The organism is Pilimelia anulata, assembly GCF_014647895.1.
GTDB classification, from domain to species: Bacteria; Actinomycetota; Actinomycetes; order Mycobacteriales; family Micromonosporaceae; genus Pilimelia; species Pilimelia anulata.
Window position 1 is genome coordinate 273,532 of the sequence record NZ_BMQB01000004.1, and the last position, 24,411, is coordinate 297,942.

Below are 24,411 nucleotides of genomic sequence, written 5' to 3' on the forward strand. Positions count from 1 at the left end.
ATCTTCCCCTGGCCTCGTCCTCGGCGGTCACTGCGCACCAGTGCTCCCCGCACGCGCGGGGATCTTCCGTCCGAGGGATCCCAGACGGCGACGCTGACCACGTGCTCCCCGCACGCGCGGGGATCTTCCGCGGCGGCCCGAGCGGCGTCCCCAGCGGCGGCCGTGCTCCCGCACGCGCGGGGATCTTCCGAGGGATGCGCATCCCCGACATCGAGGCGGCCAGTGCTCCCCGTACGCGCGGGGATCTTCCGTTCGACCACGTGCGGGGATCTTCCAAGGCGCCGCGCTGCCGTCGGTGCTCCCCGCACGCCGGGGGAACTTCCGCCATTCGGGAGCGCCGCGACCGCTGTCTTGCTCGGTGCGCAGGAATCTCCTCGATCACGAGGTGTAGTTCCTATGTCGCACAAGCTAGATTCACTCGTCTAGGTGATGTCGGTGGGATTGCTGGCTGGTACGGGGCCGAAGTTGTCGTAGCCCATGTCTAGTGTTCCGCGCCATGAGCACTGTGGAGGCTCGTCGCCTTGCCTTCTGGGGTAAGTCGAAGGCCGGTCGACGAGATGCCTGCGGACCGCTGCCCTTGCTGCAACACTTATTCGACGCTGCCGCTGTCGGTGAGATCTTGTGGGACGTGTACCTGGCACCCGGCATGCGTCGCCGGATTGATGCCGTATGCGGTGGTCGGGGTCGCGATGTTCTGCGCCTGCTCTGCGCCCTGCACGACGTGGGAAAGGCAACGCCCGCATTTCAGAGCAAGGATCCGGCGCTCGCTGCGGCGGTCAAGGCAATGGGGCTGAGGTGCGGCGGATTCAGTCGCGGTGCGGGTGCGCGCTGGCACCACACGCTCGCCGGTGCGGTCATCGTCCGGGATGTACTGCGGCGGCTCGGGTGGTCCGTGGCAGCAGTCGAGTGGGTGTGGCCGATCATCGCCGGCCATCACGGCATGGTGCCGGCGTTGAGTGCGCTGACGCTGCCGTCGGCGCGCCGGGCCGAGCAGTGGCTGGCGCACGGCGGCACGGACGACTGGGCGGCCGCGCAGGCGGATGTCGTGACCGCGGTGGCCGAGGCGCTCGCGGTCGACCTGCGCGACGTCCCCTCCTCCGGTACGCCCTCGCGATCGTTGCAGTTGGCGCTCGCCGGCGCGGTCATCATGGCCGACTGGATCGCCAGCGGCGAGCACTTCGGACCGGTGCCCGCTGACAGCGTGTCCATGCCGCTGGCGCGGAGTCGGGCCGCGAACGCCTGGAAGGCGTTGGAACTGCGCGGCGGATGGGTGGCCGATTCGTTGGCTCCGGAGCGCGCTGCCGCGTGGCGATTCGACCACGCACCACGGCCCGCCCAGCGGTCGGCGCTGGAGTTGGTGGAGTCGATGACCGCGCCCGGGTTCGTGGTGATCGAGGCACCAACCGGCGAGGGCAAGACGCAGACGGCACTCGCCGCAGCGGAAATCCTCGCCCGCCGCTTCGGCGCCGACGGCCTCTACTTCGGTATGCCGACTCGCGCCACATGCGATCCCATGTATACGAAGCTGATCGAGTGGGTGAAGTCCATCGATGCCGGCCTGCCGGTCGGGCTGCTGCACGGAAAGCGGCAACTCAATAAGGACTGGGCCACGCGGATACAGGCGGAACGGCCGACGTTCGCCGAGGTCGACGACTGCGGGATGGAGGATCCGTTCGGGTCCGCCACTCCGGTCGCGCCGGCGACCCGAGCGATTCTCTCAAGGTGGTTGCTGGGTCGCAATCGGGGGATGTTGATGCCCGTCACGGTCGGCACCATCGACCAACTCCTGCACGCCGCCACGCGCACCAGGCACGTCATGCTCCGACACTTCGGACTGGCGGGCAAGGTCGTCGTCCTGGACGAGATTCACTCATATGACATTTATATGTCCGAATTCCTGGTCGAGGCGCTGCGTTGGCTCGGCGGCGCCGGCGTGCCGGTCATCGCCCTGTCCGCCACGCTGACCTCGCAGGACCGCGAGCGCCTCACCGCTGCCTGGCTCCAGGGCGCACGCGCGGAGCGGGATGTGCCGACGATCCGGTTCCCGGACGATACACAGTATCCCGCCGCGAGGGCTGTGTGGCTCGATGACAGCGGCACCCGCACCGCTGCTTCCGCCCCGGCGCCGTCGTGGCGGGCGTCCGCGGGCGTCCGGGTCGGGATTCTGGACGAGGACGGCAACGGACCGATGGCCGTGCGTGAGCTGCTGCGCAGCCAGCTTCCCGATCGCGGCGTCGCCCTGGTCATCCGCAACACCGTTCGGCGGGCGCAGGACACGTACCGCGAGCTGGCCGCGTTGGGGCAGCCCGGTGACATCGTGCTGCTGCACGGTCGGCTGACCGCTGGCGCGCGGGCCACGCGGACGGAGCGGGTGCTCGACCAGCTCCGCGCCGACAACCCCGATCGCAAGGACCTGCGTCTGATCGTTGTCGCCACCCAGGTCGCCGAGCAGTCGTTCGATGTCGACGCTGACTTCTTGATCACCGACATCGCGCCGATCGACCTGCTGATCCAGCGAATCGGACGGCTGCACCGGCATGCCCGTCCCGAAGCGGACCGCCCCGACGGGCTCGGGACGCCGCGCGTGGTGGTCACCGGGCTGCAGCGTGCGGGCGAAGGGCCGCCGCGCCTCGACCGCGGTATCGAGTCGGTCTACGGCCGCTGGCCGCTGCTCCGGGCCGCCGATCTGGTGGCGGCGGCATCGACCGGCGCGGGATGGTCGCTGCCGCGGGACGCCCCCGAGCTGGTCGCCGCTGGCTACGACCCCGACGCGCCGGTACCGCCGGCATGGGAGCGGGCGACGAGCGAGGCGCTCCGCCAGTGGCGCGATACGGCGGAGAGGCGGGCGGGCAACGCCAGCAAGTTCCTTCTTTCCGGGACGCGCGGCCTCGGTGTGCCGACGCTGGCCGGGCTGCACGAGCGCGGAATCGAAGCCGACGACGACGATGTCGCCGCGTGCGTGCGCGACGGCGCCGAGTCCTTCGAGGTCATCCTCGTGCGCCGCAGTGCAGCGGGGTACCGGACGCTCGCCGGCACGGACCTCGGCCCGAACGGCGACGCTGTCACCGACCCGGCAATCGCCGACGAGGTCATCGGCGACACCGTCGCGCTGCCCTCGCGCATCCAGCAGGCGGACGTCGCCACCCTCACCCCGCTGCCGAGCTGGCGCGGCCACGAATGGTTCGACCGCAGCCGCGCACTGGTTCTGGACGAGCACGGCATGGCGACGCTCGTCCGTCATCGATTGCAGTACGACGACGCCCTGGGCCTGATGGTTCGGGCGAACGAACCCCGCGCAGGCGGGGACAACTAATGCTCCGCGCGACGCACGAGCAACAAACACGGAGGACTCCGGCAGCGGCCGGAACGGCGGACAGTCTCCCACGATTCCCCGTCGGTCGGATGACGTCATCCCCAAGGAGACGAGTCGTCGGCACAAGTAATAAACAATTGCTTCTAGTGTGCTGCCATGACGATGCGATCAGAATCCCGGACCGTTGTGCAGGGCCGGCAGTGGTACGTCAGTCGGACCGCCATCCGACATCGGTCGGCACCTCCGCCGGACCCGCGACGTCCTGTGCTGACGGCGCTGGGCGCCGCCGGCGCCGTGGCAGGGCTGGTCGTCAGCATGATTCCGCTGGTTCGGTCCTTCCTGGCCTGACGAACGAAGTCACCGCCGAATGTCGATGCGAACACGATCATCTAGTTTCTGATGTCGACCAGGTCACGCAGGGGCGGGAAGCCGAGTGATTCGGTTCGATCTCACGTCGCAAGCGTGGATTCCGGTCGTTGACGGGGCGGCGGTTTCGGTGCGGCAGGCGCTTGTCGAGGGCCATCGACTCGCGGACCTGTCGTGGGCGCAGCCGTTGGAGGCCGTCGCCGTACTGCGTCAGGTTCTGCTCCCCGTCTACCTCGACGCCTGCGGCCCGCCGCGCGACGAGGCGGACTGGGCGGACCGCTGGAAGCACGGCCGCCTGAACGGCGAGCGGATCGCCGCCTACCTCGACCGCCACGCCGACTGCTTCGACCTCTTCGGCGAGAAGCCGTTCGCGCAGGTGGCCGACCTGCGTACCGCCAAGGACGAGACCAAGCCGACATCGGTGCTGTCCGCCGCGGTCGCCACCGGCAACAACGTGCCGCTGTTCGCGGCGCGTACCGACGGCAACCCGCCCGTCCTCGACGCGGCCACCGCCGCGCGCGCCCTGCTGGCCGCCCAATGCTGGGACACCGCCGCGATCAAGTCCGGTGCGGCCGATGATCCGGCGGTGTCCGGCGGGAAGACCACCGGCAATCCGACCGGTCCGCTGGGGGCGATCGGACCGGTCGTACCGCTGGGCCGGACCCTCGCCGAGACGATCCTGCTGAACGTGCCCCTGCTGCGCCACGGCTTCGAGCCGGACGACGTGCCGCAGTGGCACCGCGACCGGCCCGGGCCCGGGTGGGCGACGCGGCACCCGACCGGCCTGCTGGACCTGCTCACCTGGCAGGCCCGGCGGATCCGGCTCGTGCCGCGCCCCGGTACCACCGGCATCGAGGTGGCCGAGGTGGTGCTCTGCGCCGGGGACCGGCTGCTGCCGGACAAGCTGCTGGAGTACGAGCCGCACACGGCCTGGCGCCCGGTGGACAAGCCGCGCGCCAGCGACCCGGTGGCCAGGCCGATCCGGCACCAGCCGGGGCGGGCCGCCTGGCAGGGCCTGTCGGCGCTGCTCGCCGCTCGTCCGGGAGCGGAGCTGCCCGGCAAACCATGGTCGCCGAACCAGCTCGGCACCCTGCACAACCTGGCCGCCCGCGACGACCTGGCGTCCGACTATCCGCTGCGGGTCGCCGCTGTCGGCGTCGTCTACGGCAACCAGTCCGCGGTGGTCGAGGACGTGCTCGCCGACTTCACGCCGTTGCCGGTGCTGGCCCTGGCCGACAGCGACCCGACCGGCGGCGGGATCCGTGTCGAACTGGACGCGATGGTCGCCATGGCCGAGCGGCTGCGGATCGCCGCCAACCGCCTCGGGGACGACCTGCGGCGGAGCTGCGGTGGCGAGCCGGCCGGCTGGGACAGCGGCCAGCGCCCCGGCGACCTGCTCGTGCACCGGCTGTCGCCGATCGTCCACCGGCTGCTGGCGGGACTGCAACGGCAGCCCGACCGGCTGGACGAGGGGCTGGCCGCCTGGCGGGCCGCGGCGCGGCGCGAGTGCTTCGCCGTGGTCGAACCGATCCTCGCGTCCTGCGGCCCGACCGCGTTCCGCGGCCGGGCGGAGACGAAGAAGGACCCCAAGAGCGACAAGAAGAAGGAGGACGTGATGCGGGCGAGTACCGCGGAGGCTCGCTTCCGGTGGAGCGTCCACAGGATTCTGGCCGTGGTCGACGGATGAGCGACAGGGCGATCGACAACCGGCCGTACTGGCGCCGGCACGAGGGCGAGCGGCCGCCCGGCGCCGACCTGGCGGCGCTGCGGCGCGGGCTGGGGCGCGCGGCGGGCTCGGTGCCGCAGCTCTGGTCGTACTACACGACCCTCACCGACGAGGGGGAGCGGACCGGCACGCTGGCCGCCGAGCACAGTGCGCTCTGCCTGTACGCCGTCCACCAGCAGGCGCAGGAGCGCCCGATGCACAGCCGGGGCGTCGGGTTCGGCGCCGCGCTGCGGCGCCTGCGCGCCGACGACTCGGTCAGCGCGGAGGCGGTGGACCGCCGGTTCACCGCGGCGGCCACCGCGACCAGCCTCGACGAGCTGGTCGGCCACCTGCGCGGCCTGGTCACCCAGCTCCGCGGCATCCGGCAGCCGCTGGACTACGACCGCCTGTTCGGGGACCTGGTGGCCTGGCAGGACCTCGGTGGCGCCGCCGGGGTCCGCCGCCGGTGGGGCATCGACTACTTCCCCGGGTTCGCCGATCGTCCGAGAGTCGAGGAGAGCGCGTGACCGTCCGCACATACCTGGACATCCACATCCTGCAGTCCGTACCGCCGTCGAACCTCAACCGGGACGATGCCGGCAGCCCCAAGCACGCCACGTACGGCGGGGTGCAGCGCGCCCGCGTCTCCTCGCAGGCGTGGAAGCGGGCCACCCGCAGGGCGTTCGACACCGAACTGGGGCTGCCGCCGGCGCAGCTCGGCGTGCGGACGCAGCGGATCGCCGCGCTGCTCGCCGACCGGATCGCGGCCCGCACCGGGCTGGACGCGGCGGCCTGCCGGCGGCTCGGCGAGGCGGTGCCGACCGGCCTCGGGATCAAGGCGAAGACCAGCAAGACCAAGGGCCGCAAGGGCGACCCGGAGGCCGGCGGCCCGCCGGCCGAGACCGCATACCTGCTGTTCCTCGGCAACGCCCAGCTCGACGCGATCGCCGACCGGGTCGCCGGGCAGGCCGCCGGCCTGGCGGATCTCGCCGACGACGCGTTGACCAAGGCGATGGCCGAGCTGGTGGATGCCGACCTGCTGCGGCAGGGGCACCCGATCGACGTGGCGCTGTTCGGGCGCATGGTGGCCGACCTGACCCACCTCAATGTGGACGCGGCGGTCCAGGTCGCGCACGCGCTCACCACGCACGGTGTCGAGACGGAGTTCGACTACTTCACGGCCGTCGACGACGGGAAGTCGCGGGACGAGAACGCCGGCGCGGCGATGCTCGGCACGGTCGAGTTCACCTCCGGCACCCTGTACCGGTACGCGACTGTGGGCCTGCATCAGCTCGCCGCGAACCTCGACGGCGACCGCGAGGCCACGGCGGCGGCGGTCGCGGCGTTCCTGCGGGCGTTCGCGCTGTCGATGCCGGGCGGGCACGGCAACACCTTCGCCCACCGGACGCTGCCCTGGCTCGTCGCCGTGGTCGCGCGGGCGGACCAGCCCGTCAACCTCGTGTCCGCCTTCGAGTCGCCGGTGCACGCCGGTGGCGACGGCCTGACCGGCGGGTCGGCCGCCCGCCTGGCTCGCGAGCTGGATGGTTGCACCGCCCAGTGGGGGCTGAGCCCGCTCGCCATCCACGCCAGCTACCCGGCCGACGGTGCCGCCGCGGCCGTACGGGCGGCGTTCGGTGACCCGCAGCCGTTCGACGCGGTCGTCGAGGCCGTGACGGCGCTGGCCCGCGAACGGCTCGCCGGGGCAGCCGCGTGAGCCCGGCCAGCCTCGTCCTGCGGCTGGCCGGTCCGATCCAGTCCTGGGGCGAGCGCAGCCGGCTCAACCGCCGCGATACCGCCCACGCGCCGACCAAGTCCGGCGTGATCGGCCTGCTCGCCGCCGCCGAGGGCCGGCGCCGGCAGGACCCGATCGAGGACCTGTGCGCGTTGACCCTCGGGGTGCGCACCGACCAGCCGGGCAGCCTGCTGCGCGACTACCACACGGTCAGCGACCACCGGGGCGTCCCGCTGCTGTCGGCGAGCGTCGACCGCCACCAGCGGCAGCGGTCCACCTCGCCGGCGAAGCTCACTCACGTGACCCAGCGCTACTACCTGCAGGACGCGGTGTTCGTCGCCGCCGTCAGCGGCCCGCCGGCACTGCTCGGGGCGCTGGCGGCGGCCGTCCGGGCGCCGGCCTTCCCGCTGGCCCTCGGCCGGCGGTCGTGCCCGCCGACGCTGCCGCTGCTGCTGTCCGGCGACGCCGCGGACGGCTGCTGGTCCGGCCCGGTCACCGACGTGCTCGCCCGGGTGCCGTGGCAGGCCGGCCCGGCGCACCGCCGCCGGTACGCGGGCGCGGTGGCCGCGGCGGCCATCGACCTGCCGGTCACGCACGACGACCCGGCCGGTACCGACGTGCGCGACGACCTGCCGACCACCTTCCGCCCGGCCGACCGGGGCTTCCGGTCCCGGACGGTCACCCACGGCTGGGTCACCGTACCGACGTGCGCCGCCGCCGACCCGGCGGCCGCCGGGTCGCCGCCCGCGCACGATCCGTTCGCACTGCTGGGGTGGTGACCGTGGCGTACCTGTCGCAGATCATGCTCAATCCGCTGCGCCGCGGCGGCCAGCGGTTCCTCCGCAACCGGCAGGCGCTGCACGCCGCCGTCCTCGGCGGCCTGGTCCCCGGGCCGGAGTCGGAGCGGGTCCTCTGGCGGCTGGAGCCCGAGCCGCACCGCCTCCGGCTGCTCGTCCTCACCCGGTCCGCGCCGAGCTGGGCGCATGTGGTCGAACAGGCCGGCTGGCCGGGCGCCGACGGCGAGCAGGTCCGCGTCCGCCCGTACGCGCCGCTGCTCGACCGGGTGGCGCGGGGGCGGCGGTTCGCCTTCCGCCTGCACGCCAACCCGACGGTGAGCACCAAGAAGATCAAGGATCCGAGCCCGCAGCAGGAGCGCCACCTCGCCCGCGCCCGCCCGCGCGGCGTCCGGCTGGCCCACGTCACCGCCGGCCAGCAGCTCACCTGGCTGGTGGACCGGCTGCCCAGGTGGGGGTTCGCCCCGGTCCCGAACACGATCGAGGGCTGCCCGGTCCGGGTCGCGGCGCGCAGCACGGTCACCATCGACAAGAACGACGGCAACCGGGTCACCCTCGGCGCGGCGCTGTTCGACGGCGTCATCGCCGTGGCCGACCCCGAACTGGTCCGCCGGAGCCTGCTCGACGGGGTCGGCCCGGGCAAGGCGTACGGGCTCGGCCTCATCACGCTGGCGCCGCCGGCCGGCGGGTGAGCGGGCGGTGTGGTGGCTGAGCGACCCGCAGGACGTCCACCGCCTCGCCGACCGCGTCTCCACGGTGTACGTGGAGCGCAGCCACGTCGACCGCGCCGACAACGCCGTCGTTCTGGTCAACAAGGAGCGGACCATCCGGGTGCCGGCCGCGATGGTGGCCACACTGATGCTCGGGCCCGGCACCCGGATCACCACGGCGGCCGTGCGGCTGCTCGCCGACTCCGGTACGGCGATCTGCTGGGTCGGCGAGCACGGCGTCCGCTGCTACGCCCACGGCCTCGGCCCGCAGCGCGGCGGGACGCTGGTCATGCGGCAGGCGTACCTCGTCACCCGGACGCAGCACCGCCTCGCCGTGGCCCGCCGGATGTACGCGATGCGCTTCCCCGGCGAGGACGTCGGCACCCGCACGATGCAGCAGCTCCGCGGCCGGGAGGGCGCCCGGATCAAGAAGGTCTACCGCGAGCACGCCGTCCGCACCGGCGTCGCGTGGCAGGCCCGCCAGTACCGGCCGGGTGAGCCGTTCGCCGCCGGCGACGACGTCAACCGGCTCCTGTCGGCCGGGCACAGTTGCCTGTACGGCATCTGTCATGCGGCGATCGTCGGCATCGGCGCCAGCCCCGCCCTCGGCTTCGTGCACACCGGCGGCGCGACGTCCTTCGTGCTGGACATCGCCGACCTGTACAAGGCCGAGTACACGATTCCGCTCGCGTTCGACCTGGCGGCGGCGGGGCGGACGAGCGAGCGCGACATCCGGACCGCCTTTCGCCAGCGGGTCGCCGACGGGAAGCTGATGGCGCGGATCGTCGGCGACATCAAGCGCCTGCTGCTCGACGGCGAGCCGGTCGACGAGCACGACGCCAACGCGCTGTGGGACGACGAGGTGGGCGCGGTACCGGGCGGCGTCAACTGGGCCGGGACGTACGCCGGCGACATCGGCGCGCTCGACCTGATCGCGGTGACCGGGCCGGAGATCGAGGAGCCGAGGGTCGACTGGTGACGGTCATCGTGCTGATCGCGGCGGCCGAGGGGCTGCGGGGGCATCTGACGCGGTGGCTGGTCGAGGCGGCGGCGGGGGTGTTCGTGGGGAGTCCGAGTGCGCGGATCCGGGACCGGCTGTGGAACCTGCTCGCCGATCGGATCGGGGACGGGCAGGTGATCATGGTGGAACCGGCGGGGAATGAGCAGGGCTGGGCGGTACGGACAGCGAGGCGGGATCGGTGGGTGCCGGTGGACCTGGACGGACTGATCCTGATGGCCCGACCGCGCCGGTAAACCCCCAGCTCAGCAAGTGTCGTCCCCGCACGCGCGGGGATCTTCCCCCCGACTGCTGGGCCAGCAGCTCGGCGGCCAGGTCGTCCCCGCACGCGCGGGGATCTTCCCACCGTCGCGTCGACCCACCCGTCGCGCATCACGTCGTCCCCGCACGCGCGGGGATCTTCCCCCTTCGCGGACGGCGATGATGTCGGGGTCGATGTCGTCCCCGCACGCGCGGGGATCTTCCGCTCAGCCTGGCGATGCTGGAGCGGGCCATCGAGTCGTCCCCGCACGCGCGGGGATCTTCCGGGCTCGCGGTGTCCTTGAGCTGCCGGTTGCACTGTCGTCCCCGCACGCGCGGGGATCTTCCTTCGCGGACCATGTCGCGTAGCTCGTTCTTTCCGTCGTCCCCGCACGCGCGGGGATCTTCCGTCCGGCTGCCTCAACACCCTGCTCTGCTCGATGTCGTCCCCGCTCGCGCAGGGATCGTCCCTCATCGGCGTCAGCGGGCTGACCCCGTCGTCATCACCCGCCTGCGTGGGATGGTGCCCACCTGCACAAGCCGGCTCGCTCCCGGCCATCCGCGGTCAGAGGGCCGACCCTCGCGGGTGGCTTGCTCGGCTGGGTGAGCGAGTGCCGCGGGCCGCAAGGTCGGCCTGGTTGAATAGCGGGATGGTTGACCGGGACGTTTCATCGCGCGAGCGCCTGCTGTCGGGGATCCAGCCCACGGCGGACTCCTTCCACCTGGGCAACTACCTGGGCGCCGTCCGGCACTGGGTGGCGATGCAGGAGGAGTACGAGGCGTTCTACTGCGTCGTCGACCTGCACGCCATCACCATGGGCCATGATCCGGCGGTCCTGCGCCGCCGTACCCGCGTCGCCGCCGCCCAGCTCCTCGCCGTCGGCGTCGACCCCGAGCGCTGCGCCCTGTTCGTCCAGTCGCAGGTGCCCGAGCACGCGCAGCTCGCCTGGGTGCTGAACTGCATCACCGGGTTCGGCGAGGCGAGCCGGATGACGCAGTTCAAGGACAAGTCGGCCAAGCAGGGCGCGGACCGGTCCAGCGTAGGGCTGTTCACGTACCCGATCCTGCAGGCCGCGGACATCCTGCTGTACCGGGCGCACGCCGTACCGGTGGGCGAGGACCAGCGGCAGCACCTGGAGTTGACCCGGGATCTGGCCCAGCGGTTCAACCGGGAGTTCGGCGACACGTTCCGGGTGCCGGCGGCGCACATCGTGAAGGACACCGCGCGGATCACCGACCTGCAGGACCCGACGGCGAAGATGTCCAAGTCGTCGTCCTCGCCGGGGGGCGTGGTCGACCTGCTGGAGGAGCCGGCGCGGGCGGCGAAGAAGTTCCGGTCGGCGGTGACCGACACCGGGCGGGAGGTCCGGTTCGACCCGGAGGGCAAGCCGGGCGTGAGCAACCTGCTGACGATCTTCTCGGCGCTGTCCGGGCGGTCGGTGGCGGAGTTGGCGGCCGCGTACGAGGGGCGGGGGTACGGGGATCTCAAGAAGGATCTCGCCGACGCGTACGTGGAATTCGCCGCCCCGATCCGGGAGCGGACGGCCGCGCTGCTGGACGACCCGGCGCAGCTCGACAAGGTGCTCGCGGCGGGGGCCGCGCGGGCGCGCGAGGTGGCGGCGGGGACGCTGGCCGAGGTGTACGAGCGGGTCGGCTTCCTGGCCGCCGGCCGCGGCTGAGCCGTGGCGGTCCTGGTCGGGGTCGTGGTGAACGTCCCCCCGCCGCGCGGCGACATCCTGCACGAGCACCGGGTGCGCGCCGGCGATCCCCTGGCCGGCGAGGTGCCGCCGCACCTCACGCTGCTGCCGCCGGCCCGGCTGCCGGGGGAGCGGCTGCCGGGGTTGGAGGAGCACCTGGGCGCGGTCGCGGCGCGGACCGCGCCGTACGAGCTGCGGCTGCGCGGTACGGGCAGTTTCCGGCCGGTCAGCGACGTGGTGTTCGTGCGGGTGGTCGGCGGGTTCGCGGAGTCGGTGGCGCTGGCGGCGGAGCTGGCGGCGTTCGCGGGGCTGGCGCCGGAGTCGGGGTACCCGTTCCACCCGCACGTGACGGTCGCGCACAACGTGCCGGGTGACGTGCTGGACGGGGTGGAGGCGGCGCTGGCCGACTTCACGGCGGAGTTCTCGGTGACCGGGTTCCGGCTGTACCTGGGGGATGGCGGCGGGCGCTGGCGGCCGCGGCGGGCGTTCGGGCTGGCCGGGTGACGAGCCGGTGGCTGCGCGGGCTGGCGCGGGTGCGGCTGCGGTACGCGTGGTGTGATCACCTGTGGCGGGCGGGGGCGCGGTACGACGAGGTGTTCGGGTCGCGGCTGGCGGCGGCGATCGCGTACTACGGGTTCTTCGCCTGCTTCGCGCTGGCGCTGCTGGCGTACTCGCTGCTGGGGTACCTGCTCGCGTACGACGGGGACATCTTCCGGACCGTCGACGACTTCCTCAGCCAGAACCTGCCGTGGCTGGAGCCGCGGGCGATCGCGGCCAGCCGCGGGCACACGGGCCTGATCGGCCTGGTCGGGTTGATGATCACCGGGGTGGGCTGGATCGAGTCGATCCGGTCGTCGCAGCGGCACGTGCACGGGGTGGCGCAGCAGCCGGGGCACCCGGTGCGCCGGTGGCTGGTGGACCTGGCGCTGCTGGTCGGGCTGCTCGTGCTGGTCACGGTGTCGATGACGGTGTTCTACGCGCTGGAGAGCCTGGTCGCGCTGGCCTCGGGCGGGGCGTCGGCGGCGGTGGCGGTGCTCGGCTGGGTGTCGTCGGTGGCGCTGAACGTGCTGATCGCCGCGGCGCTGCTCGGCGGGGTGGCCCGGGTGCGGCTGAAGCTGGACCGGCTGCTGCCGGCGGTCTGGCTGGTCGCGGTCGGGATCACGCTGTTGAACACCGCCGGGCAGGCGGTGATCGCGTACGTCCGGCACAACCCCGCGTACAGCCTGGTGACGGGGGCGGCGGGGCTGCTGCTGTACCTGTACCTGTTCAACCAGATCCTGCTGTTCGGCGCCGCCTGGGCCGCGACGAGCGCCGGTCGCGGCCGGGCCGCGCGCTAGCCGGATGCTGGCGGCGTTCGGGCTGATCTGGGTGCTGGCCGCGCTGGGCTGGCTGGCCCGGCGGGCGGGGCTGCTGGATGGCGGCGCCGAGCGGGCGCTGAGCCGGTTCGTGCTGCACCTGGCGATGCCGGCGGCGCTGTTCGGGCGGGTGGCGGCGGGCGGGTTCGACCGGGGGCTGCTCGCGGCGGGGGCGGCGTTCCTGGCCGGGTCGCTGGCGGTGGGCGCGGCGGGGTACTGGGTGAGCGCGCGGTGGTTCGCCCGCGAGCCGGGGGAGCGGGCGATCGCCGGGATGGTCGCGGGGTACGTGAACTCCGCCAACCTCGGCATCCCGGTGGCGCTGCACGTGCTCGGCGGGTCGACGGTGGTGGTGGCGGCGATCGGCGTGCAGGTGCTGCTGCTGACGCCGCTGATGATCGTGCTGCTGGACCGGGCCGGGGGCGGCGGGCGGCCGCCGCTGGCCCGGCTGCTGACCCTGCCGCTGCGCAATCCGATCATCATCGCGTGCGCGGCGGGCGCGGGCGTCGCGGCGGCCGGGTGGTCGGTGCCGGCGTTCGTCGGGACCTGCGCCTCGACGCTCGGCGCGGCCGCCGTGCCGGCGGCGCTGGTCGCGCTGGGCATGTCGCTGGCCGCGCCGCCCGCGGACCCGCCGGTGGACCGGCGGGAGCTGGCCGCCCTCGGGGCGCTGAAGCTGGTGGCGCAGCCGGTGCTGACGTACGCGGTGGCGCGGTGGGGGCTGCACCTGCCGCCGGACGGGGTGCGGGCGGTGACGGTGTTCGCGGCGCTGCCGACCGCGCAGGTGACGTACGTGCTGGCGGCCGAGTACGGCACCGCCGTCGCGCTCGCCACCCGGGCGATCGTCGTGACGACCGCGCTGGCGATGGTGACGATCTGGCTGGTCGCGGCGGTCCTCCCGGCAGGGGGCTGAGCGGGCGTTTCGCCGCGCCGGGCGGCGGGGTTCGCGATGATCGGCGCATGGGGGCATTGGTGACCGTCCAGCTCGCCGAGGGGGCGCCGGAGTACGCGCTGCCGTGGCTGATCACGTTCGGGCCGCTGGCCGACGACGGGTCGTGGGAGCCGGTGGTGTGCGGGCCGTACGAGCGGGCGCACGCGCTCGGGCTGGCCGGTGCGGTGGCCGCCGACGACGAGGTGGTCGCGGTGGTCGAGCCGATGTGGCCGAAGGTGTCGGTGGACGAGATCCGGGCCGAGCTGGCCGCCGCCCGGCAGTGGACGGGCGCGGACGGGGAGTACGTGGGGGACCCGTTCGACGACGACCCGTACGCCGTCGGCTCGTACGTGGCCAGCCACCCGGAGCCGGCGGACGGCGACGGCGCCGACGCCGCAGCCGGGGAGGAGGCGCCGGAGCCGGCGGAGGTGCGGGCGGCGTTCGGCCGGATCTGGGCGGCGCTGCCGCGCGACTGAGCGGGGCCGCGCGGTCGCGGCGCGGCGGGGGTGCGGGGTGCGCTGGCGGCGGGCTGGCATACTCGCGCGCGTGGTGCTCTCCCGCAGGTGGGCGGCGTTGTTGGTCGGCGTCGGTGCCTGGTCCTGGCTGATCTGGCCGCGGTTCGCCGTGGCCATCTGGCGCGACGCCCGGTCGTGGTCCGGCGGGGTCGTCGGCGGCGGGGCACCCACGTCCTTCCTCTGGGTGCACGCCGCGCTCATCGCCGCCTCGCTGGTCCTCGGCACCGCCGTGGCCTGGTTGGGGATCCGCGCGTGGCGAGCCACCCGCGCGCCCCGCTGAGCCGGGGCGCCGACGATACGGAGTCGCCGTGGACCTCCTTCTGCACAGCCTGCGCTACCTGCACCTGCTGGGCTTCGCCCTGCTGCTGGGCGGCGCGGTCGCCCAGCTCGTGACCGGCCCGGTCCGGATCAACCGGGCGATGCTGTGGGGCGCGATCGTCCAGGTGGTGACGGGGGTGGGGCTCGCGGCGCCGCTGCGCGGCGGCGGGGACGCCGAGCCCGACCCGGCGAAGCTGGTGGTCAAGGGCGTGTTCGCCGTACTGATCTTCATCATGGTGTTCTTCTCCCGCAAGCGCGACGTGGTGGCGCGCGGGCACTTCCTCGCGATCGTCGGGCTGACCCTGGTGAATGCGGCAGTGGCGACGTTCTGGCGCTGATCCGGACAGCCGGGCACGAAACGATCACGATTGCCGTGCGGACCACAAAACACCTCGGCAGGGGTTACGCTCGGGCGGCCGGCACGTACCCGGGGTGAGGCACTCCCGGGGGCCGCCCGCGCCGGGGCGCCCGCGTGCCGCCCGAGCGAAGGAGCGCGCATGGCCCGTCCGACCGCCACCCGCCGCCTGCTGGCCGCGCTGCTGCTCGGCGGCCTCGTCGCGGGCACCGCCGCCTGCGGCGAGGCGCCGGACAAGGCGCCGAGCGGGAACGGGTCCGACAAGCAGTACACCGCGTGCATGGTGACCGACGTCGGCGGCATCGACGACCGGTCGTTCAACACCTCCGCGTGGCGCGGCATCGAGCTGGCGGCCAAGGAGGACGACTCGATCGAGAAGAAGTACGTCGCCTCCACGGCCGAGTCGGCGTACGAGCCGAACCTGACCGGCTTCCTGAACCAGGACTGCGGGTTCATCCTGGCCGTCGGCGGGCTGATGGCCGACGCCACGGCGAAGGTGGCCAGGGCGCACGCCGACCAGCAGTTCGGCATCGTGGACGCGGCCTCGGCGCTGCGCAACGTGTACTCGATGCAGTTCGACACCGCGCAGGCGGCGTTCCTCGCCGGGTACCTGGCCGCGGGGTACAGCAAGACCGGGAAGGTCGGCACCTACGGCGGCATGAAGATCCCGCCGGTGACCGTGTTCATGGACGGGTTCGCCGACGGCGTCGCCCACTTCAACAAGGTCAAGGGCGCCGACGTGAAGGTGCTCGGCTGGAACAAGGCCAGCCAGACCGGCTCGTTCACCAACGACTTCGTCAAGCAGGACGCCGGCAAGAAGGTCAGCGACGCGCTGGTCGCCGGCGGCGCCGACGTGGTCATGCCGGTCGCCGGCCGGGCCGGGCTCGGCACGGCCGCCGACGCGCAGCGCAACACCGGCAAGTACGTGGTGATCTGGGTGGACATCGACGGCTGCGAGAGCGCGGCGCAGTACTGCCGGTCGTTCCTCACCACGGTCGTCAAGAACATCCCGGACGCGGTGAAGGCCGCCGTGCTCAAGGGCGCGGGCGGGCAGGCGCTGGCCGGGGAGCCGCGGTACCTCGGGACGCTGGCCAACAACGGGGTGTCGCTGGCGCCGTACCACCAGTTCGAGGCGAAGCTGTCGCTCCAGGTCAAGAACGAGGTGGACGGGCTCAAGCAGCAGATCATCGACGGGAAGATCAAGGTCACCTCGGCGGCGCAGCCGAAGTAGCGGCGGCGTCGGGGAGGCGGCCGGATGCGGCTGGAGTTGCGCGGGATCACCAAGCGCTTCGGCGACCTGGTGGCCAACGACCGGATCGACCTGACCGTCGAGCCGGGCGAGATCCACGCGCTGCTGGGCGAGAACGGCGCCGGCAAGTCCACCCTGATGAACGTCCTGTACGGGCTGCACGAGCCGGACGAGGGCGAGATCCTGGTCGACGGCGCGGCCCGCCGGTTCCGGTCGCCGCGGGACGCGATCGACGCCGGGATCGGGATGGTGCACCAGCACTTCATGCTCGTCCCGGTGTTCACCGTCGCGGAGAACGTCCTGCTCGGCGCCGAGCGCACCCGCGGCCCGCTGGGCTGGCTGGACGCCCGCCGGGCCCGGCGCGAGGTGGCCGACGTCTCCGCCCGGTACGGGCTGCGGGTCGACCCGGACGCCGTGGTCGAGGACCTGCCGGTCGGCGTGCAGCAGCGGGTGGAGATCATCAAGGCGCTGACCCGGGACGTCCGGCTGCTCATCCTGGACGAGCCGACCGCGGTGCTGACGCCGCAGGAGACCGACGAGCTGCTGGCGGTGCTGCGGGCGCTGCGCGACGCCGGTACGTCCATCGTGTTCATCACGCACAAGCTGCGCGAGGTCCGCGCGGTGGCCGACCGGCTCACGGTGATCCGGCGCGGCCGGATCGTCGGCGCCGCCGACCCCGGCGCGCCCGCCGCCGAGCTGGCCGCGCTGATGGTCGGCCGGTCCGTCGCGCTGACCGTGACCAAGCCACCGGCCGCGCCGGGGCGGCCGGTGCTGTCGCTGGCCGAGCTGGTGGTGGTCGACGACCGCGGCCAGCGCGCGGTCGACGGCGTGGACCTGACCGTGCGGGCGGGCGAGGTGCTCGGCGTCGCCGGCGTGCAGGGCAACGGGCAGACCGAGCTGGCCGAGGCGGTGCTGGGGCTGCGCCGGGCGGCGGCGGGGCGGGTGGCGCTGTCCGGCACCGACGTCACCGGCTGGTCGACCCGGCGGATCCTCGGCGCCGGCGTCGGGTACGTGCCGGAGGACCGCAGCGCCGACGGGCTGGTCCGCGAGTTCACCGTCGCCGAGAACCTGGTGCTGGACACGTACCACCGGCCGCCGTACGCGCGCGGGCTCGCGCTGCGGCCGGCGGCGGTCGCCGCGGCCGCGGCGGAGCGGGTGGCGGAGTACGACATCCGGCCGCCCGCCGTGGACGCGCCGGCGGGCACGCTGTCCGGCGGGAACCAGCAGAAGGTGATCATGGCGCGGGAGCTGTCCCGGCCGCTGTCGCTGCTGGTCGCCGCGCAGCCGACCCGCGGGGTGGACGTCGGCTCGATCGAGCAGCTCCACGGGCGGATCCTGGCCGCCCGGGCCGCGGGTACGGCGGTGCTGCTGATCTCCAGCGAGCTGGACGAGGTGCTCGGGCTGGCCGACCGGGTCGCGGTGATGTACCGGGGGCGGGTGCGCGCGGTGCTGCCGGCGGACACGCCGCGGGAGCGGATCGGTCTGCTGATGGCCGGCGCCCCCGACCCCGGCGACGGCCGGGACGGTGCCGCGTGAGCGACGACCGGGACCCGACGGGCGGCAGCGGTGCGGCCGGCGGCGGGTCGCCGGACAAGGAGGTCGTGCGGGCCGAGCGGCACGCCGCGCGGGCCCGGGCCGACGCCGCGCTGGACCCGCCGGCCGCGCCGCCGGCCGGGCGGCACGAGCCGGACACCGTCGCCCGCCGCTTCCTGCACCACGTCTGGTCGGCGAACCCGGTCACCGTCACCGCGCTGGCCGTCGGCCTGGCGCTGCTCGCCGGCGGGGTGCTCGCAGTGCTGTCGGACCAGCGGGCGCTGGCCGCGTACGGGTACTTCCTCGCCCGGCCCGGCGACGCGCTGGGCCGGACCGGCGAGGTGCTCGCCGCGGCGTACGGGAACCTGCTCAGGGGGTCCGTCGTGGACCCCGGCACCGTCGCCGCGTGGCGGGCCGGCGACGCCGGCTGGCGGGACGTGCTGTACCCGATCTCGGAGACCCTGACGTACGCGGCGCCGCTGGTCCTCACCGGGCTGGCGGTGGCGCTGGCCTTCCGCGGCGGGCTGTTCAACATCGGCGCGCAGGGCCAGGCGACGACCGGGGTGATCGCGGCGGCGCTGACCGGCTTCCTGCTGCCGCTGCCCGTCGGGCTGCACCTCGTGGCGGCCGTGCTCGCCGGGGCGCTCGGCGGGGCGCTGTGGGGGTTCGTGCCCGGCTACCTCAAGGCGCGGACCGGCGCGCACGAGGTGATCAACACGATCATGCTGAACTACGTCGCGTTCGCGCTGCTCACCTGGGTGATCCGGCAGCCGGGCGTGCAGGACCCCGGCCGCACCGACCTGATCTCCCGCCCGGTCGACGGCAGCGCCCGGCTGCCCCGGCTGCTCGGCGGGGAGCTGCGGGTGGACGCCGGGCTGCTGCTGGCACTCGCCGCCGCGGCGGCCGTGGCCTGGCTGCTGGACCGGTCCACGGTCGGCTTCGCCGTCCGCGCCGTCGGCGCCAACCCGGACGCCGCGCGCACCGCCGGGATCGGCGTCGGCGGCACGTACACGCTGGTGCTCGCGCTCTCCGGCGCGCTGGCCGGGCTGGCCGGGGCGCAGTCGGTGCTGGGGGCGACGGCGAGCACGCTGACGCCGCTGGTGGTGGCGCAGATCGGGTTCGACGGGATCCTCGTGGCGCTGCTCGGCCGGGTCCGGCCGTGGGGCGTGGTGGCGGCGGCGCTGCTGTTCGGGGCGCTGCGGGCCGGCGGCAACGCGATGCAGTCGGCGGCCGGGATCTCGTTGGAGCTGGTGACCGTACTGCAGGCCCTGATCGTGCTGCTGATCGCGGCGCCGGCGCTGGTCCGGGCGCTGCTGCGGCTGCGGCCGGCGCGCGCCGCGGCGCCGCGGGCCGCGCTGACGAGGGGCTGGTGAGCGCGGTGGCGGCACCGGCGGTGCGGCGGGCGCGGCGGATCGGCGCCGGGCTGGTGCTGGCGGGGCTGGGCGCGGCGGCCGGGTTCGGGGCGGCGGCGGGCCCGGCGGCCGCGCGGTTCACCTTCGGCGAGGGGGCCGGGGGCGCGGGGGTCGGCGTACCGGGGCGCGGCGGGGCGGTGGCGTTCGGGGTGCTGGCGGCGCTGGCGGGCGCGGCGCTGCTGCTGCCCCGACCCGGCGCCGCGGACCCGGCCGGCGGTGCGCCCGCCGACGGCGCGGCGGGCGCCGGCGGCGGCGCGGCCGCGGGCGGCGGGAGCGCGGGCGGTGCCGGCGGCGAGCGGGTTCGGCGGCGGGTCGAGCGGGTGCTGCTCGGGGTCGGGGTCATCGGGGTGGTGCTGTCGTTCCTCTGCTGGCAGGTCTCGGCCGCGCCGGCCGGGCAGAACTTCCTGCCGCTGGCCAGCACCCTGCGCGGCACGTTCCTGCTCGCGCTGCCGCTGATCTTCGGGGCGCTCGGCGGGGTGCTGTGCGAGCGGTCCGGTGTGGTCAATGTGGCCATCGAGGGCCAGCTGCTGATGGGCGCGTTCGGCGGGGCGCTGCTCGGCACGCTCGCGCAGAGCCCCTGGGTCGGGCTGGTGGCGGCGGCGCTGGGCGGGGTGCTGGTCTCGGCGCTGCTCGCGGTGTTCGCGATCCGGTACCTCGTCGACCAGGTCGTCCTCGGGATCGTGCTGAACCTGCTCGCGATCGGGCTCACCGGGTTCCTGTACGAGCGGCTGATGCAGACCGACCAGGTCCGCTACAACGAGCCGCCGAAGTTCGCCGAGTGGCAGCTCGGCCCGCTCGCCGACCTGCCCGTGCTCGGGCCGGTACTGGGGCGGGGGACGCTGTTCGCGTACCTGGCTGTCGCGCTCGTCGTCGCGCTGCACCTCGGCCTGGCGCGCACCCGGTGGGGGCTGCGCACCCGGGCCGTCGGCGAGCACCCGACCGCCGCGGACACCGTCGGCGTGCGGGTGCGGCGGCTGCGGTACCGCAACGTGCTCGCCGCCGGGGCGGTCGCCGGGGTGGGCGGGGCGTCGTACACGCTGGTCAGCTTCTCCTTCACCAAGGACATGATCGGCGGCAAGGGGTTCATCGCGCTGGCCGCGCTGATCTTCGGCCGCTGGTCGCCGGTGGGGGCGCTGCTGGCGGCGCTGTTCTTCGGCTTCGCCGACCAGCTCCAGACGTACCTGGGGACGATCGACTCGGTGATCCCGAGCGAGTTCCTGCAGATGCTGCCGTACCTGGCCACGATCCTCGCCGTCGCCGGGCTCGTCGGGCGGGTCCGGGCGCCAGCCGCGGACGGCAAGCCGTACGCCGGGCACTGACACCGCGGACATGCCGCGGCGGGCCGCCCGGCGGCTAGAGTCAGCGGATGGGGATCGACTGGGGTGGGCTGCGCGACGCCGCGACGGCAGCGATGCGGCTGGCGTACGCGCCGTACTCCCGGTACCCGGTGGGCGCCGCCGGCCTCGCCGACGACGGCCGGGTCGTCACCGGGTGCAACGTGGAGAACGCGAGCCACGGGGTCACGCTGTGCGCCGAGTGCGGGGTGATCGGCGCGCTGCACGCCACGGGCGGCGGCCGGCTGGTCGCGCTGTCCTGCGTCGACGGCGTCGGCGAGCCGATCATGCCGTGCGGCCGGTGCCGGCAGTTGCTGTGGGAGCACGGCGGGCCGGAGTGCCTGGTCGACGCCGCGCCCGCGCCGCTGCCGCTGGCGGCGCTGCTGCCGTACGCGTTCGACGTCACCGACCTCAACGCGGCCCGGCGCGGCGACGAGCAGGCGCCGGCCGTCCCCGGCAAGCTCGCCGCCCGGCGCGGGCAGGGCACCGCGGTGATCCACCCGGACCTGGTGCACGGGGTGGAGATGTGGACGGGGTACTGGGAGCGCACCGAGCCCGGCCAGACCCCGCGCGACGGCGCCCCGCGCATCCTGGAGGAGGCGCCGACCTGGGGCAACGTCGCCGACGCCGTGGCCTGGGGGCGGGCCCGCACGCCGCGGGTGATCGTCATCGACGACGCCGGCACCGCCCGCTGGGCGGGCGAGGGGGAGCCGCCGGTGGAGGTACCCGAGCGGTGGGCCCCGGCGGGCGGCACGCGGTGACCGCGGCCGTCGACGTCATCCGGGCCAAGCGGGACGGCGGCGCGCTGAGCCGGGAGCAGATCGACTGGGTGGTCGCCGGCTTCACCCGCGGCGAGGTCGCCGACGAGCAGATGGCCGCGCTGGCGATGGCCATCCTGCTCAACGGCCTGAACCCGGACGAGCTGCGGCACTGGACCGCCGCGATGATCGCCAGCGGCGAGCGGCTGGACCTGTCCGGCGTCGGCCGGCCGACCGTCGACAAGCACTCCACCGGCGGCGTCGGCGACAAGATCACCCTGCCGCTGGCGCCGCTGGTCGCGGCGTGCGGGGCGGCGGTGCCGCAGCTCTCCGGCCGCGGCCTCGGCCACACCGGCGGCACGCTGGACAAGCTGGAGTCCATCCCCGGCTGGCGGGCCGCGGTGCCGCCGGCGGCGTTCGCCGCGCAGCTCCGGGACGTCGGCGCGGTGATCTGCGCCGCGGGGGAGGCGCTGGCCCCGGCGGACCGCAAGCTGTACGCGCTGCGCGACGTCACCGGCACCGTCGAGTCGATCCCGCTGATCGCCAGCTCGATCATGAGCAAGAAGATCGCCGAGGGCGCGGGCGCGCTGGTGCTGGACGTGAAGGTCGGCAGCGGCGCGTTCATGAAGAACCTCGCCGACGCCCGCGCGCTGGCCCGCACGATGGTCGACCTGGGCACGGCCGCCGGGGTGCGCACGGTCGCGCTGCTCACCGACATGGCCACCCCGCTCGGGTACGCCGCCGGCAACGCGCTCGAGGTCGCCGAGTCGGTCGAGGTGCTGGCCGGCGGCGGCCCGCCGGACGTGGTGGCGCTGACGCTGGCGCTGGCGGCGGAGATGCTCGCCGCGGCGGGCCTGCCCGACGCGGACCCCGCCGCCGCCCTGCGCGACGGGCGGGCGATGGACCGCTGGCGGGCGATGATCGCGGCGCAGGGCGGCGACCCGGCCGCCCCGCTGCCCCGGGCCCGGCACGTGCACGAGGTGCGGGCGGCGGCCGCGGGGGTGGTGGCGGCGGTCGACGCGTACGGCGTCGGGGTCGGCGCCTGGCGGCTCGGCGCGGGGCGCGCCCGGAAGGAGGATCCGGTCAGCGCCGGCGCGGGCGTGCTGCTGCGCCGCCGCCCCGGCGACCCGGTGCGCGCCGGGGACGTGCTGGCCGAGCTGCACACCGACGAGCCGGACCGGTTCGCGGCGGCCGAGCCGCTGGTCACGGCGGCGATCAGCGTCGGGCCGACGGCGCCGGCGGCGGGCGAGCCGGTGCTCGGCCGGGTCGCGTGACCGGGGTCGCATCACCGCCGGTGAATATCGACGATCGTCGGAGATCGGGCGTTCGGCCGAGGTCGCGGGGGCCGGAGCGCGGATAGGCTCGCCGCCACACCGCGACCCTCATTCGGCAGGCAACAATGACGATGCCCGTCCCCGTACACCACCCCCGGGCCGTACGCAACGCCAGCGAATCCGAGCTGCGCCGCCTCCGCCTGCCGCAGCCGCCGCCCGGCTTCCCGCTGGTCTGGGAGCCCGGCGACACCGTCGAGCTGCGCCCGACCGGCGACCTGGAGAACCGGCTCGCGGTACTCAACGTGGTGCTCGCCCGCTGCTTCGGGCTGCCGCAGGAGGCGGCGATGAGCTGGCTGCTCACCTCGCACCTGATGGACGCGGTGACCGAGCCGGAGTGGCACTTCCTGACCGCGGGGATCGGCGACCACCGGGCGTTCGTGCTGCACCTGGAGGCGGTGTACGGGCTGGCCTGGCTGCTCGGGATCAGCGGCCACCTGGACCCGGCGCGGCCGTCCGACGACCGGCTGGTCGCGCTGCTGCCGGACCTGCGGCGGCGGGAGACGTACGCACACTGGCGCTCGCGGACGCTGATCGCGCCCCGGCACCCGGCCGAGGTGGCGGCGGTGCTGGACCTGTACTACTGCCTGGACTGGGGGTACCTGGAGGCGGAGCGGCTGGGCGCGCCGCTGCCGGGGCTGATCGACGCGAACACGATCGGGCAGCGGCGGTGGGCGTTGGAGTGGAGCGTGATCTTCCACGGGCCGTACCACGACGGGGCGCAGGGCTGGGAAGAGGTCGACCTCTCCACCTGACGCTCAGTCCGGTGTGCGGAGCAGGGTGGTCAGGCGGACGCTGAACCGGGTCGCGAACGGCGTCGGTACGGCGCCGGGGCCCGCCGGGTCGGCGTGGTGGGCATTCGGGCCCATCGCCACCAGCGTGCCCACCTCGGCCGCGGACAGCCGCAGCGCGGCGGCGTGCGCGGTACTGCCGGCGACGGCGAAGCCGGGCAGCGCGGCGAGCCGGTCGGTCTTGTCCGGGGCGACCGTCAGCAGGTCCAGGGCGGCGACCAGCTCGGCCAGGTGGTCCGGCTCGGGGGTGACCACGAGCAGGGCGCCGCCGGGGGCCAGGACGCGGCGGAACTCGGCCGGGTTGCGCGGGGCGAAGACGTTGAGCAGGACGGCGGCGGCGCCGTCCGGCAGCGGCAGGCCGGACCAGGTGTCGGCGAGCGCGGCGCCGGCGCGCGGGTGGGCCCGGGCGGCGCGGCGCAGCGCCGGCTTGCTGGCGTCGAGGGCGAGGCCGAGCGCGCCCGGCAGGGCGTCGAGGACGGCGGCGAGGTGGTACCCGGTCCCGGCCCCGGCGTCGACCACCAGCGGCGCCGGGCCGGCCGTGGGGTCGGCGGCGGCCGCGGTGTCGGGGTCGGACGGCGGCGCGGCGGCGGGGCCGTCGGGAGGGGCCGCGGACTGTTCGCGGCCGGCGTCGAGGCCACGCGGCGGCGCGGCGGTGGGACGGGCGGTGTGGGCGGCGGCCGCGGCGGCGAGGGCGGCGGCGATCGGGCGGTAGTGGCCGGCGGCGAGGAAGTCGGCCCGGGCGGCGACCATCGCGGCGGTGTCGCCGGTGTGCGGGGCGCGGCCCGCGGTGAGGTTCACGTACCCCTGGCGGGCCACGTCGAAGCTGTGCCCGCGGGCGCAGCGCAGCGCCGCCCCGCCCGGCGCCAGCGCGCCCCGGCAGACCGGGCAGCACAGCCGCCCGGCGATGTCCTCGCGCACTCCGCCGCCTCCCCGCCCGTTCCCGCCCGGCGCACTCGCGCG

23 protein-coding genes and 2 CRISPR repeat arrays (1 of these 25 only partly in view) are annotated in these 24,411 nt (G+C 74.7%); of the genes, 22 read left to right on the plus strand and 1 reads right to left on the minus strand.

Annotated features, from left to right (window positions below):
• Positions 1-130: a CRISPR direct-repeat array (repeat unit 28 nt; unit sequence GTGCTCCCCGCACGCGCGGGGATCTTCC) (it extends 446 nt beyond the left edge of the window).
• Between the two features lie 366 nt (positions 131-496).
• From cas3 to IEY94_RS11535, 22 genes are all read left to right on the plus strand, one after another.
• Entirely contained in the window at positions 497-3,313 is a 2,817-nt protein-coding gene (cas3, locus tag IEY94_RS11430; RefSeq protein ID WP_189170085.1) for a CRISPR-associated helicase Cas3', read from the plus strand.
• A 433-nt stretch (positions 3,314-3,746) separates the two neighbouring features.
• Positions 3,747-5,366, plus strand: a complete 1,620-nt coding sequence (casA, locus tag IEY94_RS11435; protein WP_268244836.1) for a type I-E CRISPR-associated protein Cse1/CasA — start codon at positions 3,747-3,749, stop codon at positions 5,364-5,366.
• The gene (gene casB / locus IEY94_RS11440; RefSeq protein WP_189170086.1) at positions 5,363-5,911 is read left to right on the plus strand and encodes a type I-E CRISPR-associated protein Cse2/CasB; all 549 of its coding nucleotides are present in this window, start codon (positions 5,363-5,365) and stop codon (positions 5,909-5,911) included. Before casA ends, casB begins: the two co-directional genes overlap by 4 nt.
• Positions 5,908-7,098: a type I-E CRISPR-associated protein Cas7/Cse4/CasC gene (cas7e, locus tag IEY94_RS11445; protein ID WP_189170087.1), complete on the plus strand. Its 1,191-nt coding sequence runs from the start codon at positions 5,908-5,910 to the stop codon at positions 7,096-7,098. Before casB ends, cas7e begins: the two co-directional genes overlap by 4 nt.
• Complete coding sequence (cas5e, locus tag IEY94_RS11450) at positions 7,095-7,895, plus strand: type I-E CRISPR-associated protein Cas5/CasD (RefSeq protein WP_189170088.1); 801 nt, start codon at positions 7,095-7,097, stop codon at positions 7,893-7,895. The genes cas7e and cas5e overlap by 4 nt, the downstream gene beginning before the upstream one ends.
• 2 nt (positions 7,896-7,897) lie before the next feature.
• Positions 7,898-8,602 carry a type I-E CRISPR-associated protein Cas6/Cse3/CasE gene (cas6e, locus tag IEY94_RS11455; protein WP_189170089.1) on the plus strand — a complete coding sequence of 235 codons (705 nt, stop codon included), beginning with the start codon at positions 7,898-7,900 and terminating at the stop codon, positions 8,600-8,602.
• A 7-nt stretch (positions 8,603-8,609) separates the two neighbouring features.
• Positions 8,610-9,599 (plus strand): type I-E CRISPR-associated endonuclease Cas1e, encoded by a 990-nt coding sequence (gene cas1e, locus IEY94_RS11460; RefSeq protein ID WP_189170090.1) that lies wholly within the window; start codon positions 8,610-8,612, stop codon positions 9,597-9,599.
• The gene (gene cas2e, locus IEY94_RS11465; RefSeq protein WP_189170091.1) at positions 9,596-9,874 is read left to right on the plus strand and encodes a type I-E CRISPR-associated endoribonuclease Cas2e; all 279 of its coding nucleotides are present in this window, start codon (positions 9,596-9,598) and stop codon (positions 9,872-9,874) included. Before cas1e ends, cas2e begins: the two co-directional genes overlap by 4 nt.
• 18 nt (positions 9,875-9,892) lie before the next feature.
• Positions 9,893-10,348: direct repeats of the CRISPR family, unit length 28 nt; unit sequence GTCGTCCCCGCACGCGCGGGGATCTTCC.
• A gap of 180 nt (positions 10,349-10,528) precedes the next feature.
• Positions 10,529-11,557, plus strand: coding sequence for a tryptophan--tRNA ligase (gene trpS, locus IEY94_RS11470; protein WP_189170092.1), 1,029 nt, complete (start codon positions 10,529-10,531; stop codon positions 11,555-11,557).
• 3 nt (positions 11,558-11,560) lie between these two features.
• Entirely contained in the window at positions 11,561-12,079 is a 519-nt protein-coding gene (locus IEY94_RS11475; protein ID WP_189170093.1) for a 2'-5' RNA ligase family protein, read from the plus strand.
• A complete protein-coding gene (locus tag IEY94_RS11480; protein ID WP_189170094.1) occupies positions 12,076-12,912 on the plus strand; it encodes a YhjD/YihY/BrkB family envelope integrity protein in 837 nt (278 codons plus the stop codon). Before IEY94_RS11475 ends, IEY94_RS11480 begins: the two co-directional genes overlap by 4 nt.
• Before the next feature lie 4 nt (positions 12,913-12,916).
• Complete coding sequence (locus tag IEY94_RS11485) at positions 12,917-13,837, plus strand: AEC family transporter (protein ID WP_189170095.1); 921 nt, start codon at positions 12,917-12,919, stop codon at positions 13,835-13,837.
• A 47-nt stretch (positions 13,838-13,884) separates the two neighbouring features.
• Positions 13,885-14,331 (plus strand): hypothetical protein, encoded by a 447-nt coding sequence (locus IEY94_RS11490; protein WP_189170096.1) that lies wholly within the window; start codon positions 13,885-13,887, stop codon positions 14,329-14,331.
• Positions 14,332-14,401: 70 nt separating this feature from the next.
• Positions 14,402-14,650: an SCO4848 family membrane protein gene (locus tag IEY94_RS11495; RefSeq protein ID WP_189170097.1), complete on the plus strand. Its 249-nt coding sequence runs from the start codon at positions 14,402-14,404 to the stop codon at positions 14,648-14,650.
• A gap of 28 nt (positions 14,651-14,678) precedes the next feature.
• Positions 14,679-15,026, plus strand: coding sequence for a hypothetical protein (locus IEY94_RS11500; RefSeq protein ID WP_189170098.1), 348 nt, complete (start codon positions 14,679-14,681; stop codon positions 15,024-15,026).
• Between the two features lie 159 nt (positions 15,027-15,185).
• Positions 15,186-16,274 (plus strand): BMP family lipoprotein, encoded by a 1,089-nt coding sequence (locus IEY94_RS11505; protein ID WP_189170099.1) that lies wholly within the window; start codon positions 15,186-15,188, stop codon positions 16,272-16,274.
• Between the two features lie 24 nt (positions 16,275-16,298).
• Entirely contained in the window at positions 16,299-17,828 is a 1,530-nt protein-coding gene (locus IEY94_RS11510; protein ID WP_189170100.1) for an ABC transporter ATP-binding protein, read from the plus strand.
• Positions 17,825-19,198, plus strand: coding sequence for an ABC transporter permease (locus IEY94_RS11515; protein WP_189170101.1), 1,374 nt, complete (start codon positions 17,825-17,827; stop codon positions 19,196-19,198). Before IEY94_RS11510 ends, IEY94_RS11515 begins: the two co-directional genes overlap by 4 nt.
• On the plus strand, positions 19,192-20,556 hold the full coding sequence (locus IEY94_RS11520; protein ID WP_189170263.1) for an ABC transporter permease: 1,365 nt from the start codon (positions 19,192-19,194) through the stop codon (positions 20,554-20,556). The genes IEY94_RS11515 and IEY94_RS11520 overlap by 7 nt, the downstream gene beginning before the upstream one ends.
• A 47-nt stretch (positions 20,557-20,603) precedes the next feature.
• Positions 20,604-21,332 (plus strand): cytidine deaminase, encoded by a 729-nt coding sequence (locus tag IEY94_RS11525; RefSeq protein ID WP_189170102.1) that lies wholly within the window; start codon positions 20,604-20,606, stop codon positions 21,330-21,332.
• Positions 21,305-22,603, plus strand: a complete 1,299-nt coding sequence (locus IEY94_RS11530; RefSeq protein WP_229783629.1) for a thymidine phosphorylase — start codon at positions 21,305-21,307, stop codon at positions 22,601-22,603. The genes IEY94_RS11525 and IEY94_RS11530 overlap by 28 nt, the downstream gene beginning before the upstream one ends.
• A 131-nt stretch (positions 22,604-22,734) precedes the next feature.
• Positions 22,735-23,415: a DUF4272 domain-containing protein gene (locus tag IEY94_RS11535; RefSeq protein ID WP_189170103.1), complete on the plus strand. Its 681-nt coding sequence runs from the start codon at positions 22,735-22,737 to the stop codon at positions 23,413-23,415.
• Between the two features lie 3 nt (positions 23,416-23,418).
• On the opposite strand, the gene IEY94_RS23490 is transcribed toward IEY94_RS11535, so the two are convergent.
• The gene (locus tag IEY94_RS23490; RefSeq protein ID WP_373291263.1) at positions 23,419-24,369 is read right to left on the minus strand and encodes a putative RNA methyltransferase; all 951 of its coding nucleotides are present in this window, start codon (positions 24,367-24,369) and stop codon (positions 23,419-23,421) included.
• Positions 24,370-24,411 lie beyond the last annotated feature (42 nt).

Coding starts and splice junctions, on each gene's coding strand:
- IEY94_RS11490 (WP_189170096.1), top strand. CDS start 13,885: ATGGGGGCATTGGTGACCGTCCAGCTCGCCGAGGGGGCGCCGGAGTAC.
- IEY94_RS11510 (WP_189170100.1), top strand. CDS start 16,299: ATGCGGCTGGAGTTGCGCGGGATCACCAAGCGCTTCGGCGACCTGGTG.
- IEY94_RS11525 (WP_189170102.1), top strand. CDS start 20,604: ATGGGGATCGACTGGGGTGGGCTGCGCGACGCCGCGACGGCAGCGATG.
- IEY94_RS11485 (WP_189170095.1), top strand. CDS start 12,917: ATGCTGGCGGCGTTCGGGCTGATCTGGGTGCTGGCCGCGCTGGGCTGG.
- IEY94_RS11535 (WP_189170103.1), top strand. CDS start 22,735: ATGCCCGTCCCCGTACACCACCCCCGGGCCGTACGCAACGCCAGCGAA.
- IEY94_RS11505 (WP_189170099.1), top strand. CDS start 15,186: ATGGCCCGTCCGACCGCCACCCGCCGCCTGCTGGCCGCGCTGCTGCTC.
- cas3 (WP_189170085.1), top strand. CDS start 497: ATGAGCACTGTGGAGGCTCGTCGCCTTGCCTTCTGGGGTAAGTCGAAG.
- casB (WP_189170086.1), top strand. CDS start 5,363: ATGAGCGACAGGGCGATCGACAACCGGCCGTACTGGCGCCGGCACGAG.
- trpS (WP_189170092.1), top strand. CDS start 10,529: ATGGTTGACCGGGACGTTTCATCGCGCGAGCGCCTGCTGTCGGGGATC.